The sequence below is a fragment of the Hyphomicrobium sp. genome (assembly GCF_036780825.1).
Taxonomy (GTDB): Bacteria; Pseudomonadota; Alphaproteobacteria; order Rhizobiales; family Hyphomicrobiaceae; genus Hyphomicrobium_C.
The window spans coordinates 75,698-91,192 of sequence record NZ_DAIQCD010000009.1; the positions used below are offsets into that span (position 1 = coordinate 75,698).

13 protein-coding genes are annotated in these 15,495 nt (G+C 64.3%); 9 read left to right on the forward strand and 4 right to left on the reverse strand.

Annotation, left to right across the window (positions count from 1 at the left end; genetic code table 11):
• Positions 1–229: 229 nt before the first annotated feature.
• The 6 genes from V7P99_RS06250 (at position 230) to V7P99_RS06275 (ending at position 7,729) form a co-directional block, all read left to right on the forward strand.
• The gene (locus V7P99_RS06250; RefSeq protein ID WP_333793932.1) at positions 230–1,618 is read left to right on the forward strand and encodes a porin; all 1,389 of its coding nucleotides are present in this window, start codon (positions 230–232) and stop codon (positions 1,616–1,618) included.
• Positions 1,619–1,935: 317 nt separating this feature from the next.
• Positions 1,936–2,772 (forward strand): sulfate ABC transporter permease subunit CysT, encoded by an 837-nt coding sequence (gene cysT, locus V7P99_RS06255; RefSeq protein WP_333793933.1) that lies wholly within the window; start codon positions 1,936–1,938, stop codon positions 2,770–2,772.
• Positions 2,772–3,671 (forward strand): sulfate ABC transporter permease subunit CysW, encoded by a 900-nt coding sequence (gene cysW, locus V7P99_RS06260; RefSeq protein ID WP_333793934.1) that lies wholly within the window; start codon positions 2,772–2,774, stop codon positions 3,669–3,671. Before cysT ends, cysW begins: the two co-directional genes overlap by 1 nt.
• Positions 3,668–4,744: a sulfate/molybdate ABC transporter ATP-binding protein gene (locus V7P99_RS06265; protein ID WP_333793935.1), complete on the forward strand. Its 1,077-nt coding sequence runs from the start codon at positions 3,668–3,670 to the stop codon at positions 4,742–4,744. The genes cysW and V7P99_RS06265 overlap by 4 nt, the downstream gene beginning before the upstream one ends.
• Positions 4,745–4,828: 84 nt before the next feature.
• Positions 4,829–5,758: a CysB family HTH-type transcriptional regulator gene (locus V7P99_RS06270; RefSeq protein WP_333793936.1), complete on the forward strand. Its 930-nt coding sequence runs from the start codon at positions 4,829–4,831 to the stop codon at positions 5,756–5,758.
• A 285-nt stretch (positions 5,759–6,043) separates the two neighbouring features.
• Positions 6,044–7,729, forward strand: a complete 1,686-nt coding sequence (locus V7P99_RS06275; protein WP_333793937.1) for a sensor histidine kinase — start codon at positions 6,044–6,046, stop codon at positions 7,727–7,729.
• A gap of 58 nt (positions 7,730–7,787) precedes the next feature.
• Here the strand turns inward: V7P99_RS06275 and V7P99_RS06280 are convergent, their stop codons facing one another.
• Together V7P99_RS06280 and V7P99_RS06285 are read right to left on the reverse strand one after the other, a co-directional pair.
• Complete coding sequence (locus V7P99_RS06280) at positions 7,788–8,453, reverse strand: extensin-like domain-containing protein (protein WP_333793938.1); 666 nt, start codon at positions 8,451–8,453, stop codon at positions 7,788–7,790.
• Positions 8,454–9,022: 569 nt separating this feature from the next.
• Positions 9,023–9,790, reverse strand: a complete 768-nt coding sequence (locus V7P99_RS06285) for an alpha/beta fold hydrolase (protein ID WP_333793939.1) — start codon at positions 9,788–9,790, stop codon at positions 9,023–9,025.
• A gap of 206 nt (positions 9,791–9,996) precedes the next feature.
• Here V7P99_RS06285 and V7P99_RS06290 point away from each other — a divergent pair, with 206 nt between their 5' ends.
• Together V7P99_RS06290 and V7P99_RS06295 are read left to right on the forward strand one after the other, a co-directional pair.
• Positions 9,997–10,245: a zinc-finger domain-containing protein gene (locus tag V7P99_RS06290; protein ID WP_333793940.1), complete on the forward strand. Its 249-nt coding sequence runs from the start codon at positions 9,997–9,999 to the stop codon at positions 10,243–10,245.
• 160 nt (positions 10,246–10,405) lie between these two features.
• The gene (locus V7P99_RS06295) at positions 10,406–11,623 is read left to right on the forward strand and encodes an FAD-dependent monooxygenase (RefSeq protein WP_333793941.1); all 1,218 of its coding nucleotides are present in this window, start codon (positions 10,406–10,408) and stop codon (positions 11,621–11,623) included.
• Here the strand turns inward: V7P99_RS06295 and V7P99_RS06300 are convergent.
• Positions 11,610–13,097, reverse strand: coding sequence for a di-heme oxidoreductase family protein (locus tag V7P99_RS06300; RefSeq protein ID WP_333793942.1), 1,488 nt, complete (start codon positions 13,095–13,097; stop codon positions 11,610–11,612). The genes V7P99_RS06295 and V7P99_RS06300 overlap by 14 nt on opposite strands.
• A 319-nt stretch (positions 13,098–13,416) precedes the next feature.
• Positions 13,417–14,706 (reverse strand): imelysin family protein, encoded by a 1,290-nt coding sequence (locus V7P99_RS06305; protein ID WP_333793943.1) that lies wholly within the window; start codon positions 14,704–14,706, stop codon positions 13,417–13,419.
• A gap of 281 nt (positions 14,707–14,987) precedes the next feature.
• On the opposite strand from V7P99_RS06305, the gene V7P99_RS06310 reads away from it, so the two are divergent.
• On the forward strand, positions 14,988–15,494 hold the full coding sequence (locus V7P99_RS06310; protein WP_333793944.1) for an RrF2 family transcriptional regulator: 507 nt from the start codon (positions 14,988–14,990) through the stop codon (positions 15,492–15,494).
• The last annotated feature ends 1 nt before the right edge of the window (position 15,495 follow it).

Sequence of the window (15,495 nt, forward strand, 5' to 3'; positions counted from 1 at the left end):
GGACCTGCTGCCCCCGGCCGTTGTCCACGCCAACCCGGGGGCGGCAAATTCCGGGGCGCGCGAGCGCCCGCGCCGGCTTCGGAAAAGCTCGTGGCGTGTGCGCATCAGCGGGAGGGAAATCGGGAAGCATAGGCCTCTTTAAGCCTGCCGCGTTCTCCGAAAATCTTAGGAAAGCAATTGGAATCAAAGCATTATGTTGGGAATCACGCTTGATATGGCGGAGGTGGGGATGAACGAAGGATCTGTGGGAAAGACCGCTCCGATCGTTGTGATTGCGAGTCTGCTGGCGGTGCTGGGAGCTGCGCCCGCCCACGCCGCCGACTTCGGGGGAAACTGCTGCGCCGATCTCGAGGAGCGCATCGCTGAGCTGGAAGCGACCACGGCCCGCAAGGGCAACCGCAAGGTTTCGCTCGAAGTCTATGGCCAGGTGAACCAGGGCATCCTGTGGTGGGACGACGGCGGCGAAAGCAATGTCGGCGTCTACACCAACGACAACTCCCGCACGCGCATCGGCTTCCGCGGCAGCGCAAAGATCGATGCCGATTGGGAAGCAGGCTACCGCCTTGAGCTCGGCGTGCGCACGGCCAACTCGAAGCGCTTCACCCAGAACGATCCGACCGGCGAGACTGGCCTCGATCTTCGGGATTCCTATTGGTACGTGAAGAACAAGCGCCTCGGCACCGCCGCCGTCGGACGGCAGGCCACGTCGACGGATCAGATCACCGAGATCAATCTCACGCAGACGAAGGATTTCTCGAAGTACTCCGACGTCGAGGATACGGGGCTCGGCCTTCTGCTGCGGTCCGCGGTAAACGGAGAGCTGACCTCGAGCGGCATCACGTTCCGTCGCCTCATTGGTGATGGGGGCGACCAGCCGGGTGAGGGCGAGCGCCGCTTCGATGCCGTGAAATATACGTCGCCGGAATTCGCCGGCTTCTCGGCATCCGCAACTTGGGGACAGGACGACTACTGGGATGCCGCGCTCAATTATGCGGGCTCGTTCGCGGGCCTGAAGGTTGCGGCCGGCATTGGCTACGGTGAGATTACCGACGCCAACCAGACGAACACGGTCTGCGCCGAGGCCAATCAGCCCGGCCCCGTCCATGACACCAAGTGCCATCAGTTCGGCGGCTCGGTGAGCGTGATCCACGAGGCGACCGGCCTCTTCGTCAACACGGGCGCTGGCATTAAGGTCGATGATCTCATCGCCGAGACGACGCGTTTTGCCGGCACGGGCGTGGATGACGAGCAGACGTTCTGGGCGATCCAGGCCGGCATCGAGCGGAAGTTCAACACGTTCGGCAAGACGACGATCTACGGCGAATATTACACCTATGAGGGAGGCGGCAACGGCAACCGAACCGTGGGCGCAACCGACGCACTCAATCCCACCGGAGCGGGCTCCTGGGCCGTGTGGGAGACGGGGCTCGATGTGTGGGGTGCCGGCATCGCGCAGGGCTTCGATGCCGCAGCACTCGTAATGTATCTCTCCTACCGGCACGTGGAGGGCGATCTGACCCTCCGCCAGATCAACGCCGGCATTGCTGACGGGGTTATTGCCAAGGCTCCGATCGAGGACGTCGATCTCGTCTTTGCCGGCGGCATCATCAAGTTTTGATCCCGTCGCTTTTCCGGTAATCCAATGATCTGAGAGGCCGCCCAGGGGGCGGCCTTTCTACGTTAAAGCCCTGCCGTTTGGAGACGGGGGTGCGCGGGCGGTGCGCTGCTCGCCAAAGCAGAAAATCGAATAAGCATCCAAGTTCTTCTTCGTTCGGCTTCTAAGGGCCGCGCCCTAGGCTGCCCGCATGGAACTGGGGGTTCGCCTTGTCTTTCAAGCCACCTTTTTTTGAGAAACTGATCTCCTGGACGGCGCTTCTGGGTTCTGTCTTTGTGATCGTTGCCCTGACGATTGCGCACTGAGCAGGACCGGCACCGATGTCTTACGCACGCGCACGCAGAGTTCTGCCCGGCTTCGGGCTGTCCCTCGGGTTCACCCTTGCTTACCTGTCGCTGATCGTTCTGATCCCGCTCTCGGCCGTCTTCATCAAATCGGCCGGCATGGGTTGGGAGAGCTTCGTCGCGGCTGCCACGAGCCCGCGTGTGGTCGCCTCCTATAAGCTGAGCTTCGGCGCCTCTCTCCTGGCTGCCGCCATCAACGCCGTGTTCGGGCTGGTGCTGGCCTGGGGGCTCGTCCGTTACACGTTCCCTGGCAAGAAGCTGGTCGACGCTTTGATCGATCTTCCCTTCGCTCTTCCCACTGCCGTGGCCGGCATCTCGCTCACCGCGCTCTATGCCAAGAACGGCTGGCTCGGCCAGTTTCTCGAGCCTCTTGGCATAAAGGTCGCCTTTACGCCGCTCGGCGTGCTCGTCGCGCTGGTCTTCATCGGCCTGCCGTTCATCGTGCGCACGGTTCAGCCGATTCTCGAGGATCTCGACGCGGAGTTCGAGGAAGCCGCCGCGAGCCTCGGCGCCAGCCGTCTTCAGACGTTCCGCCGGGTCATCTTCCCGACGCTTCTGCCGGCGCTCCTCACAGGCTTCGCGCTCGCCTTTGCCCGCGCCGTGGGCGAGTACGGATCGGTGATCTTCATTGCCGGCAATCTGCCCTTCGTATCCGAGATCACGCCCTTGATGATCATCACCAAGCTCGAGCAATACGATTATGAGGGAGCAACGGCGGTGGCATCCGTGATGCTGCTCGTCTCCTTCGCGCTCCTTCTCGTCATCAACGGCCTTCAGGCATGGACGTCGCGCCGCATGGGGAGAGACGCCTGATGGCCAGCACAGCAACAGCGCCTCTCGCGCCTCGGCTGCGGTCCGTAACCCGCTTCGAGAGCAATCTCGCCACGCGAGATAAGCGCTGGGTGAGGCGCACGGTGCTCGCCGTCGGGCTCGCGTTCTTCGCGCTCTTCCTGCTGATGCCGCTGATCGCGGTGTTTGTGGAAGCGCTCCGCAAGGGCTGGCAGGCCTATCTCGCGGCTCTCGTCGAGCCGGATGCGCTGGCCGCCGTCAGGCTGACGCTGCTCGCCGCTGCAATTTCCGTCCCGCTTAATGTCATTTTCGGCGTGGCCGCAGCGTGGGCCATCGCGAAGTTCGACTTTCGCGGCAAGCACGTCCTCATCTCCTTCATCGACTTGCCGTTCTCGGTCTCGCCCGTCGTCGCCGGCCTGATCTATGTCCTGATCTTCGGCGCCCATGGGTGGTTCGGGCCGTGGCTGATGGCGCACGACATCAAGATCATCTTCGCCGTGCCGGGCATCGTGCTGGCGACCATCTTCGTCACCTTCCCGTTCGTTGCGCGTGAGCTGATCCCGCTCATGCAGGCCCAGGGCCGTGATGAGGAGGAGGCCGCCGTCACCCTCGGCGCCAGCGGCTGGCAAACCTTCTGGCGCGTCACGCTGCCGAATATCAAATGGGGCCTGCTCTACGGCGTCATCCTCTGCAACGCGCGCGCCATGGGCGAGTTCGGCGCCGTCTCGGTCGTCTCCGGGCACATCCGCGGCGAGACCAACACCATGCCGCTGCATGTGGAAATTCTCTATAACGAGTATCAGTTTGCGGCGGCCTTCGCCGTCGCGTCGCTGCTTGCACTGCTGGCGCTCGTAACCCTGGCCATCAAGACCTACATCGAGTGGCGGGCACGCCTCGTCCTCTCCGAGGAGACGACATCATGAGCATTGAGGTCCGGAACATTTCGAAGTCCTTCGGGGTCTTCAAAGCGCTGAACAGCGTCTCTCTCGATCTGCCCCGCGGCGAACTAATTGCCCTGCTCGGCCCCTCTGGCTGCGGAAAGACCACGCTTCTGCGCATCATCGCCGGCCTCGATTATGCCGATGAAGGCTCGATTATCATTTCGGGCGAGGACGCCTCGGCCAAGCACGTGCGCGAGCGCCATGTGGGCTTCGTCTTCCAGCATTACGCCCTTTTCCGGCACATGACCGTGTTCGAGAATGTGGCGTTCGGGCTGCGCGTCAAGCCGCGCTCGGAGCGTCCCGGAGAAAAAGAGATCCGCGAGCGCGTCCATCGGCTTCTCGATCTCGTGCAGCTCGATTGGCTTGCCGACCGCTTCCCCTCGCAGCTGTCGGGCGGCCAGAGGCAGCGTATCGCGCTTGCCCGGGCGCTCGCCGTCGAGCCGCAGGTGCTGCTTCTGGACGAGCCGTTCGGAGCCCTCGACGCCAAGGTCCGCAAGGATCTCCGCCGCTGGCTGCGCCGCCTGCATGATGAGCTGCATATCTCCTCGATCTTCGTCACCCATGATCAGGAGGAGGCGCTCGAGGTCGCCGACCGTGTCGTGCTCATGAACAAAGGCCGTATCGAGCAGATCGGCTCGCCGCGCGAAATTTACAACGAGCCGGCCACCTCCTTCGCCTACGGGTTCATCGGCAACGTGAACGAGTTCCGCGGACATGTGGAAGGCGGCTACGTTCGCATCGGCGACGACCTGCTTCCCCATGGCCGTGTCGATCTTGTCGACGGCACGTCCGTGGTTGCGTTCGCCCGCCCGCATGAGACCGAGATCGTGAGGGGCTCGTCCGGCGAGGGCGTGGCGGTGAAGGTGAACCGGATCCTGACCAGCGGTGCCGTCACGCGGGTTGAACTGGTTGCCAATGGCGACGCGCGCGGGGGCCGGAAGGACTATTTCGAAGTCGAGGTTAAGCCCGATGATATTGTCGCGCTTGGGCTTGCGACGGGTGAGAAGGTCCGCATCAGGAGCCGGCGTCTCAGTCTGTTCGGCAAGTCGAGATAGCGCGGGGTGCAGGCGCGCCTTCTCTGAATTTCGTGGTCCCGGTTCGACGGCCGGGCGGTCCGGGTCCAAGCGTGAGGGACGCATATGAATTTCCAGCAACTGCGGATCGTGCGCGAGACAGTGAGGCGGAATTTCAACCTGACCGAGGTGGCCGGAGCGCTGCACACATCTCAGTCAGGCGTCTCCAAGCACATCAAAGATCTCGAGGATGAGCTCGGTGTTGAGCTGTTCGTGCGGCGCGGCAAGCGCCTTCTCGGCCTCACCAAGCCCGGAGAGGAGCTCGTCACCATCGTCGAGCGCATTCTCCTCGATACCCAGAACATCAAGAAGCTCGGCGAACAGTTCGCGATGACCGACAAGGGGCAGCTCGTCGTCGCCACCACGCACACGCAGGCGCGCTATGCGCTGCCCCCCGTTGTCAGCGAGTTCAAGAAACAATTTCCCAAGGTGAACCTCGTCCTGCACGAGGCCGGCCCGGCCGAGATCGTCACCATGCTGCGCAGCGGGCAGGCGGATATCGGCATCGCCACTGAGGCGCTGAAGGATGCGCCCGAGCTCGTAGCGTTCCCCTATTACTCCTGGCATCACGGCGTGGTCGTGCCGATGGGGCATGCGCTCGACACCAGCCAGGAGCTGACGATCGAAGCGCTCGCCGACTGGCCCTTGATCACTTACGGCGAAGGCTTCACCGGCCGCTCCAAGATCGACAAGGCGTTTCATGACGCGCATATCGCGCCCGACATCGTTCTTTCGGCTCTCGACGCGGATGTCATCAAGGCCTACGTCGAGCTGGGCCTCGGCATCGGCATCATCGCCTCGAGAGCCTTCGATCCGGTGCGCGATCCAGGGCTTCGCCTCCTCGATGCCGATCATTTATTCGAGGTCAATGTCGCGCGTGTCGCCGTTCGCCGCGGAACCTATTTGAGGGGCTACGCATTCCGCTTCATCGAGTACTGCTCTCCCGAGCTTACGGAGCCAGTAGTGCGAGCGGGAATTGAGAGCCCGCCCGCATGACGCGGCGGCCGGCAAGCCGGGAGCATTCGCATCTTGCGCCACACGCGCTCCTTACACGGGGGAAGCCTCTCATTGTTCGCCAGCAGTTTTTTCTGGTATGGCCGCCGCGCGCGCCCAGAACCCGCGAAACCGCCTCGAAACCAACGAGATAGAGCGTGTTTGCCGCGATCTCCGGAAACCATCGGATGCGAAGCCCCTGCGTTTCGTCCCTCCGGGGTCTTACCAGCGCCGCGCCTGTTGATGTAAGACTGGCTGACCTCGCCGGCTTGGATGGCTCCCCACGGAATGCAGCTCCCGACCTCCCTCCGCCCGCCGTGGCCCGTTTCTCTTCTCCTGGCCCTTTTGATCATTGCGCTCGCGGTCCCTCTGCTCGCGGTGCTAGGTATCCAGGCGTCGCGCCTCACCGCCTCGGAGCGTGCCCGGCTGTTTGGCGAAGCCCGCCTCAATGCTGAACGCATCGCCGCCGATCTCGATCAGACGTTGAACGGCTACATTGCGATCCTGGAATCGCTCGCGACGACGCCGGCGCTCGCCGAGGACGATCTCGCAACTGTCTACCGGCAAGCCCAGGCGGCCCTCGGTCCGCGCGGGATATTTGCTTTTCTCCGGGACCCGGACGGGCACATCCTGTTCAACACGCGTGTTCCCTACGGCGCTCCTCTTCCGCCCATTTCCGGGCTGACGGGGCAGGTCCTGGATGGAAAGCGGCCCGTGATCTCGGACGTTGTTTTCGGCGAGGTTTCGAAGGGCGCCGTCATTGCGGTCAGCGTTCCGGTTCTCCGGGATGGGAAGCTGCACTACATATTGTCTCTTTCGCTCGAGCCGGCCTTGATGAAGGAGCTGCTCGACCGGCAGAAGATGCCTTCGGAATGGCGCGCCACCATCGTGGATCGCAAAGGCGTCGTCATCGCCCGCACACGTTTGCACGAGGAATTTGCCGGCAAGCCGCTGTCGGACGTCTCGCGTGCGGTCGGGAGCGAGCTCCAGGGTACGGATCTTGAAGGCCGCCTCGTCAAATGGGGCGTTGCGCCGTCGCGCGTATCGGGCTGGACGGTGTACGTCTCCGTTCTATCCGAGCTCGTCGATGCGGCAGCGCGCGACGCGCTGCTCAACTATGTGCTCATCGTGGCGGCGTTCACATGCGTGGGGCTCGCCGGAGCTGTCGGCCTGGCGCGTATCATTACCCAGCCGCTGGATGCAGCCGAGAATGCAGCCAAGGCGCTTGGCGAGGGGCGCAACGTGACCTTCAAGCCGACGCTGGTCACTGAGGCCAATGCCATCGGCGCCGCGCTCGTCGAGGCGGCGGAGCTGCGCGAGCAGGCCGAGCAGCAGATCCTGCTCCTCATGCGCGAGGTCAACCATCGCTCGAAGAATATGCTGGCAGTCGTGCAGGCGATCGCGCGCCAGATGCCGTCCGACGATCCGAAGCTTTTCGTGCGCCAGTTCTCGAACCGGATCGTCGGCCTCGCGGCGAGTCAGGATCTTTTGATCGAGAGCAACTGGCAGGGCGTGCGCGTCGCCGATCTTGTCCGCTCCCAGCTCGCGCTGTTCCGCGAGCTGATCGGCACGCGGATCGAGATCGCGGGGCCGCCCGTGCGCTTGCAGCCGCCGGCTGCGCAGGCCATCGGCATGGCCCTGCATGAGCTCGCGACCAACGCCAGCAAGTACGGCGCCTTATCCGACGACAACGGGAAGGTTGTAACCTCCTGGCACCTCGAAGGCTCGGGCGAGACGCGGGAGTTCGTTCTCAGTTGGACCGAGAAGGACGGCCCTCCCGTCAAGCCGCCCTCGCGGCGCGGGTTCGGCTACACAATCATGGTCGCCATGGTCGAGAAGTCGCTCGATGCCAAGGTGTCGGTCGAGTATGCCGAAAGCGGCTTGGTGTGGAAGGTGCGGGCGCCTGCGCGGTGCACCTATGAAGGGCCCGGCACCGCTGCGGCCAGCCCCCCCGCCAAGCGCAAGAGTGTGTGAGCGGACTTTCACCCTCGGCCCTTTACGGTGCCCGCGCAAACTCGGCGCGCGATGGCCTCTATTTGCAGATACGTTTCAGGCCGTTCAGCCCGTGGCGCGCAAGGTCGACGTGGAAATGATCGTGATGAGCCCGGTCGTGGTTCGGGCCGAGCACCGTCGTGAACCGCTCGCAGGCGCCCCGATGGACGGCGCGGAGGTAGGCCTGCTTGGCGGGGTCACCGTTCCAGTCCTTCTTGACGGAGATCTTGCGGCCGTCGGCGAGCGTGAAGCCCGAGACATCCAGGGCATTCGCATAGCCGTGCTCGGAAAGGCGCGCGCCTGAGACATGATTCATCGGGCGGCAAGAGTAAGAGCCGGCGACGGAAACCTCAACCACTTCCGAGCCGAGATACTGCCGCGCGCTCGGGCTGACGCTTTCGCGGATCCAGCGCTCGACTTGCGGGATCATTGGGCATCGGAGCAGGGCGGCGGGCTTGAGCTGCACGCGCCCGTCATCGACCGCGGAGAGCTCGAAGGGGCGCTCTGTACCGCAAACGCTTGGGCCGCCGAGCGCCGAGCGACTGGCGATGAAGGTCGTATGCGTGAGCACGCCGGACGCGATGCAGGAGCTTTCTTCCTGGGCCCGCCATGGCTCCAGCTTCGCGACGAAGTTGGGCCCGGAGCTGCAGCCGGAGATGATGGCCGGCATCAGGGCCGGCAGTACGAGAACGCGACTGAGACGCATGACATTGGAACACCTGGACGCTTCCGCGGGAAGCACGGCAACACGGAGATCGTTGAGCGTTCTGCGATCCGACGAAAAAAAGCGGTTCGAGCCTAGGCCCGTTAAGACTAACGAACCGTGAATCTCCGCCGCGCAGGGAGGTGTCCGGCAGTTTGGTTTGTCGGAGCACATACGACCGCTGCGCGCCAGCAGCGTGACGCGACGTAACGAGCGGCGGGTGTCCGCCATCATGAAGCCGGCAAGCTTATCCACAGGGCACGGGGTTGTGCCGAGAAAATCGGATCAACCGAATCGAGTATCTGCTACAATACGAGCGTGTGTTGCGTACGACGCCGGGCGGCTTGGCAAATCTGCAGCCCTCTCTCATGGGAAGCGCCGACCCGCTCATGCATCTGCCGCCGAAGCGGTTGATGTATGCCCGCGTCGAACTTTTTGTGCGTCGAGGCCCCGGCCGCAGACGGACCCGCTCGCTCGGCATCCCCCACGATGCTCCCTCGACGAGCGCTTTCGTTTCAAACCGGGGCCTTGTCATTCAAGGTTTCGGTTCGGGATCAGTCGATTTGCCCTTCTCAGAGCGGATGGCGGCCGAGGAATGAGAGCGCGGCCTCTTTGAACGTCCGGTCCCCTACGGATTTCATGTGATCCCGGTCTTCGATCACGAACGCTTCGGCGCCGGGAATGAGCGCCGCAAGCTCGCTTGCCGGTCCCCCCACGACGTCGCGCTCGCCGACCGCCACGAGAACCGGCGGCTTGAGCGTTCCCACGGCTTCTGCCGTGATCGGCGCCCGCGCCGAGCGGATGCACGCCGCCAGCGCCTTGAGATCGCTTTTCGTCTGCTCGGCAAAGACGCGGAATGTGCGCGCCGCCTGGTTTTTGACGTCCTCGGCGCTCGGCGCCTCGAGCGCATGGGCGATGGGCCCCGTGCCAGCCATGCCGCGTACCATGTTAATGCCGAGGCCGCCGAACACGAGGCTCCGGACGCGCTCCGCATGCGCGAGCGCCAGGAACGCCGCGATGCGGGCGCCCATCGAATATCCGATCACGTGCGCGCGTGGAATTGAGAGGTGGTCGAGCAGGCGGAGCGCATCCTCCGCCATTAGAGGGGCTCCATAGTCCTCGAGCCCATAGAGCTTCTCACTGTGACCGTGCCCGCGATTGTCGAACGCGATGACGCGATAGCCGGCCCCGGCGAGCGCGGACACCCATCCGGTTTGCACCCAGTTGATCGTCGCGTTGGATGCGAACCCGTGGATGAGCAGCACCGGCTCAGCGTCCGGTTGAGCGCCCGCCTGATCGAAATAGGCGAGCTTGACGCCATCGGAGTCGAAGGAAGTCATCTGTGGTCGTTGGTGCATCATCTTGCTTTTGGCCGCGTCGAGGGGTGCAAAGGTTATCAAAGTGGCAGCAAAAAGCCGTCTATGGCAACGCTTGCCAGTAGACAGGCTTCCGCTTAAGTAAGGCCGTCCTGAGCTATCGTTCGCCGGCCGGATGACGGCGATGCTGGGCAGGCGGCTTTGAGAGATACTCGGATGTGAAGGGAGCCATGGCCAAGAACGCAACGCCTCACTTCGCGAACGACGTCGGCGCAGAGAAGATCTTCGTCGGCGTCAAGGAGCTGCAATGCATGGGCGCGCGGCCTCCATTTGAGCATCCGCACGTGTTCCTGGACATGGGGGCCGATAGCCAAATTCTCTGCCCGTATTGCTCGACACTCTACGTTTACGATTCGCGGCTCGCAGAAAACGAGAGTGATCCGCGCGATTGCTTGGTTTCGCCGGCCGAGGTCGCGTAGCGAGCGAGTGTCGGTTTTGGAGTGCTTCCGGAAAAGTGGGAACCGGTTTTCCGGTAAGAAGCACGAGGAAACAAAAGCTTAGAGCTGTTGCCCAACTCCACTTAACCCGGAACGGCTCTAGGGCGCGGACGACAACCGGCGACTCAATCAACGGAGCCCCATGACCTTGCCTCCGTCTTCCGCACCATCGCGCGGCCCTGTGCTGATCGCCGGTGGAGGAATAGGCGGCCTTGCCACCGCGTTGGCGCTCGCCCGCCACGGCATTGCCTCAACGGTTCTCGAGCGCCGCCATCTTTATGGCGAGGACGGCGCCGGCATCCAGATCGGCCCCAACGGCACACGCATTCTTGACTCACTCGGCGTCGGACCATTCCTTGCGACGCGTGCGGCCGTGCCGGATGGGCTCCGCATTTTCGATGCGGCCACCGCTCGCCCGCTCGCCACGTTCCCGCTCGGACGCTGGATCGCGGAGCGCCATGGCGCGCCCTATTGGGTCGCACATCGGCGAGACCTCCACAGTGCACTGATCAGTGCGGCGGCGCGCCAGCCGTTGATCGAGATCAAGATGGGCTTCGAGGTCGCCGCCGCGCGCGACGGTGCAGACACTGCCTCCGCTGTATCGAGCGAGGGCGATACATGCCAGGGCGATGTGCTTATCGCTGCCGATGGCGTCTGGTCTCGGTTGCGTGACGGAGCGTTCTCGGGCGCGCCACTGTCGCCCACCGGCAAATGCGCCGTGCGCGCCGTGCTGCCGATGGCTGATGTGCCGGAGCCGTTACGCCGGAACGACGTCCATCTCTGGCTCGGACCTCGCGTACATATCGTCCACTATCCAGTCTCGGCCGGCGAGAAGATGGCTCTGGTCGCCATTTTCGAGGATGGCGAAATCGCTGACGGCTGGAACACCGCGTGCGACGCGTCCTGGGTCGCGGCGCGCAGTGCCGGATTTGCGCCCCTTCTTCGGGATCTGCTCGCGAGGCCCGGTCAGTGGCGGTGCTGGTCGCTGATGGAGTTGTGCGGCCGCCCGCGCTTTGCTGCGGGCCGGATGGCGCTGCTCGGCGATGCCGCCCATCCCATCCTGCCGTTCTTCGCTCAGGGCGGCGTCATGGCGCTCGAGGATGCCGTTGTTGTCGCCGGTTGTCTCGCCGCCGATCCTCGCCGTCCGGCGCGGGCCCTCGCTCGCTACGAGCGTCTGCGCAAGTCTCGCGTTCAGCGCGTCGCGCGGGCCTCGCGCATGAACGGGCGCATCTATCACCTGGATGGGCTGGCGGCCGAGGCGCGCGATTTTGCATTCGCCAGGATCCCGCCCGAGCGTTTCATGCGCCGCTTCGACTGGCTTTATGGATGGACTGCCCCACGCGCGATCAGAGTGAGTTGACGAACGCGGTAAGGGCTTCGCGCTCGGCGCGGCTGAGTGCGGCGTAGGCATCGCGCGCTGCCTGCGCTTCGCCCCCATGCCACAGGATCGCTTCTTCGACGTTGCGCGCACGTCCGTCATGGAGAAGGAAGGTGTGCCCGCTCACCACCTCCGTGAGGCCCAAGCCCCAGAGCGGTGCCGTGCGCCATTCGCGCCCGTCCGCTAGCCCTTCCGGGCGCCCATCGGCCAGCCCGGCGCCCATGTCGTGCAGGAGAAAGTCGCTGTACGGCCAGATGAGCTGACGGCTGAGATGCGGCTGGCCGTCGACCGCGCCCGTGGTGAACGACGGCTTATGGCAGGCTGCGCAACCCGCGTCCCGAAATAGCGCCTTACCCTTGAGAACCGAGTGTTCCCGCGCGCCGCGCCGTTCCGGCACGGCGAGGTTCTGCGAGTAGAACGTCACCAGATCGAGCATCTCCTGGCCAAGCTCGAAGCCGCCCGAGCCTTCCGAGTTGCCATCCGGTGCCGCAAGGCAGGCGGCCTGTGACGCCGTGCAGTCGCCCGCCGGCTTTGGCACCAGTGGGTTGGAAAGGCCGATGTCGCCAGCCGCTGCCGTGGCACTTTGATCGATGATCGTCGGCTCGCCGGCCTTCCATCCGAAGCGGCCGAGCATCACGCGTTGCCGCGAGAGCGACCAGACCTCGTTGGTGCGCCCGGAGATGCCGTCACCATCCGCATCGTCGGGGTCGGCGAGCGCGCGAATGTCCGCCTCAGGGATCGCCTCGACAAGGCCGAGGCCGATCATCGGCGACGCGATCCGGGGCGAGAGCATGATCCTCGGGTGCAGGGGCCCGTACTTGAGCTCGACGACCGAATAGCTAGGCTTCCTGAGCGTCACCACGTGGCCGTCCTTGAGGGTGACCGGCACGTCCTCGTAGGTGATGTGCATATGGCCTTCGCCGTCGAGGCTCTGGATGGCGATGTTCTGGAGCTGCTCGCCGTAGACCGGATCCGGAATGGTATTCACGCGCCGCTCTGCGAGAAGCCGCGTCTGCTCCTCCGTCTCGGGCGGGATCGAAAGGCGAAGAAAGAGCGAGACGGCGGTCTCGTCAGGCCAATTGGCGAGGGGCGGGCGTCCGCGCCCATCCTTAAGGTGACAGTTCTGGCAGCCGCGCGCGTTGTAGATTGGCCCGAGGCCGTCCGACGCCTTGGTGGATGACGGCGCCGCCACCCAGAGCCTGCGGAAGATCGCGTTGCCGATTCGAAACCGCGACTCGCCTTCGAAGCCGATGCCGTGCGAGGGATGGGAGAAAGCATCGCGATCGAGCGGCCGGCCGCGCATCGTCGCATCGCCGCCCGGCATGTCCTCGCCGGGCTCAAGCCCGAGGGGCATATCGGCCGCGTGGGCGGTGAGGAGCGAGAGAGTTCCTCCTGCCAGCGGAACGAGGCCTGCGCAGGCGATCGCCCCGAACAGATGCCTGTGAAAACGGCGCATCGTGTGATTTCAGCTCCCGGTTGCCGTGCAGGTGCGCGGCCCAGCGAGGCGATCGCTGGGAAATGACTGCGGCGGCCGACCGCCCCCGCACTGCTGCCACCTGCTTAAAGCGCCTCCTTACAGGTTGAAACGGGGCATGGCGACACCGTCTTGAAGACGAGCCAGGTAGCAATCGTCTTGCCGGAGGCGAACAAAGTAGAAAGCGTCTTGCCGGAGGCGAGCAAAGTAAAAAGCCTCTTGCCAAAGGCGAGCGCCCGGCGAAGAGCGCTCGCGTCGCTTGCAGGCAGCGCGATGCGCCCACCCGACGTCTGGAAGCCTTTTAGTCGCTGCCGCCCACCTTGTCGGGCGCATCGAGGCTGTCGGAGCTTTCGAACTTGATGTTCTTGAGTTCGAGCACAGCGATCGCGCGCTCCAGCTCTTTGGCCTGCGCGATGAGCGCGTCGATGCCCGCCTGGATGACGGCGTTCCCTTCCGGATTGTCGAGCCCCAACATTTGGTCATAGGCCTCGCCGCCATTGGCGCGGTCGACGAGCGCCTGCATCTTGGCAAGGCTGGTCTCGATTGCGGAGCGCACCTTCGCATCTGTGTCCGCCGACTTGGCCTTGACCAGATCCGACACGCTGGCTCCCGAGACGATGCTGCCGTCCGTGCGCGTATAGCGTGCGAGATAGACGTTCTGGATTCCGACCACGTCGCCATAGTGCGAGTTGTGGGTGTTGTCGGAGAAGCAGTCCTGCTCCTCCTCGGGGTCGTGCAGCATGAGGCCGAGCTTCATGCGCTCGCCGGCAAGCTCGCCATAGGAGAGGCTGCCAAGGCCTGTGAAGATCGACGTCAGGCCCTCTGCGTCGTCACGCATGACGAACTTCCGCGCCTCGCCGTTGTCGCCCCATTGCTCGGCCATCCAGGCGAGATCCTCGATCAGGACGTCCGTGACGGTCGCGAGATAGGCGGCGCGCCGGTCGCAGTTGCCGCCCGTGCAGGCCGATGTGTCATAGTCGGTCGCGGGCCGGTCGCCGGCGCCAGGCTCCGTGCCGTTGAGGTCCTGTCCCCAGAGAAGGAATTCGATGGCGTGATAGCCGGAAGCGACATTGGCCTCCACGCCTCCCGCTTCGTGCAGGTCCCGGATCAGCTGCGGCGTGATCTTGCTGGCGTTGAGGGTCTGGCCGCCCACCTTGAGCGTCGGGTTGGCGATGATGTTGGCGGCGTAGAACTCGTTTTCCGGGTTATCGCTTCCGTAGTCTTCAGCCACGTAGTCGATGAGGCCTTCGTCAAGCGGCCAGGCGTTCACGCGTCCTTCCCAGGCGTCGACGATCGGGTTTCCGAAGCGGAAAGCCTCCGTCTGCATATAGGGCACGCGCGCCGCCCGCCATGCCTCGCGGGCCGCCGCCAAAGTTTCGTCGGACGGAGACGTGATGAGCGTGTTGATCGCGTCCTTGAGCCTTTTTGCGGCCGTGAGGCTGTCCCCATAGGTCGCTTCGGCGATGTCCGCGTACGTCTTGAGGATATCCCTGACGGCGGGGGCGTCGGCGCGCGATGGCGCCGCCGAGAAAGCGGCCGCGGTCATCGCGGTTGCCGCAACGAGGGCCCGAAGCACGGCTGTGTAGCCCATTGACTGAAAAGGTCTCCGCGGTTGAAGAGGCGTCCAAAGCCTCTAGACTTATTGACGCAGGCAGTCAACAATAGTCGGCGCGGCTTCGCCGTAAACGCAAGGTACGGCCGCGGTTTGCCCGACACGGGACGGCTTGCCTGACGATGAACGATCCCACACTCGCCCTTGATGACGGCAGTAGTTTGGAATTAGTCTAGATAAGGTGTAGAGTATGGCACCGCCGAAGTTGGGAACTCCCGTACCTGCAAGGGCCGGGTAGCGGGACGGAGAGCTGAACTGACATGCGCCTGAGCAAAACCACGAACTACGCGATTCGCATCCTGGTCGATTGTGCGATCGCCGATCCGAACCTCGTCAAGGTCGCCGAGATCTCGGAGCGGCGCGACATCACCCTGCAGAACACCTTTAAAATCGTGCATCTGCTGTCGCGCTCGGGCTTCATTCGGGCGGTGCGCGGGCGACATGGCGGGGTGCGGCTGGCCCGTCCGGCCTCGGAGATTCGCATTGGCGACGTGGTGCGGGCCATGGAGCTCCTGAACCTCGAGGTCGAGAAGGAGGCGGCTGACCGCGTCGTTTCGCAGGGCCAGCTCGCGGGGCTTGATGAGCTGTTCGACGACGCGCTCGGCGCGTTCATCAGCGTGCTCGACGAGCATACGCTGGAGCAGATGGTCAAGGCGCAGCGCAAAGAGGAGCCGCGCGTCGCGGCGCGGCCGAAGTCTTCGCGCCGCAGCAAGCCGTTAGCCGTCTCGGCAAGCGCGGCGCGCCGCCAGGCGGCAGGACACGGCTGAC

What these genes read in the sequence shown, in the direction of transcription:
- V7P99_RS06295 (WP_333793941.1), top strand. Translation starts at nt 10,406, where the DNA reads ATGACCTTGCCTCCGTCTTCCGCACCATCGCGCGGCCCTGTGCTGATC.
- cysW (WP_333793934.1), top strand. Translation starts at nt 2,772, where the DNA reads ATGGCCAGCACAGCAACAGCGCCTCTCGCGCCTCGGCTGCGGTCCGTA.
- cysT (WP_333793933.1), top strand. Translation starts at nt 1,936, where the DNA reads ATGTCTTACGCACGCGCACGCAGAGTTCTGCCCGGCTTCGGGCTGTCC.
- V7P99_RS06290 (WP_333793940.1), top strand. Translation starts at nt 9,997, where the DNA reads ATGGCCAAGAACGCAACGCCTCACTTCGCGAACGACGTCGGCGCAGAG.
- V7P99_RS06300 (WP_333793942.1), bottom strand. Translation starts at nt 13,097, where the DNA reads ATGCGCCGTTTTCACAGGCATCTGTTCGGGGCGATCGCCTGCGCAGGC.
- V7P99_RS06275 (WP_333793937.1), top strand. Translation starts at nt 6,044, where the DNA reads ATGCAGCTCCCGACCTCCCTCCGCCCGCCGTGGCCCGTTTCTCTTCTC.
- V7P99_RS06285 (WP_333793939.1), bottom strand. Translation starts at nt 9,790, where the DNA reads ATGACTTCCTTCGACTCCGATGGCGTCAAGCTCGCCTATTTCGATCAG.
- V7P99_RS06280 (WP_333793938.1), bottom strand. Translation starts at nt 8,453, where the DNA reads ATGCGTCTCAGTCGCGTTCTCGTACTGCCGGCCCTGATGCCGGCCATC.
- V7P99_RS06265 (WP_333793935.1), top strand. Translation starts at nt 3,668, where the DNA reads ATGAGCATTGAGGTCCGGAACATTTCGAAGTCCTTCGGGGTCTTCAAA.
- V7P99_RS06250 (WP_333793932.1), top strand. Translation starts at nt 230, where the DNA reads ATGAACGAAGGATCTGTGGGAAAGACCGCTCCGATCGTTGTGATTGCG.
- V7P99_RS06310 (WP_333793944.1), top strand. Translation starts at nt 14,988, where the DNA reads ATGCGCCTGAGCAAAACCACGAACTACGCGATTCGCATCCTGGTCGAT.
- V7P99_RS06270 (WP_333793936.1), top strand. Translation starts at nt 4,829, where the DNA reads ATGAATTTCCAGCAACTGCGGATCGTGCGCGAGACAGTGAGGCGGAAT.
- V7P99_RS06305 (WP_333793943.1), bottom strand. Translation starts at nt 14,706, where the DNA reads ATGGGCTACACAGCCGTGCTTCGGGCCCTCGTTGCGGCAACCGCGATG.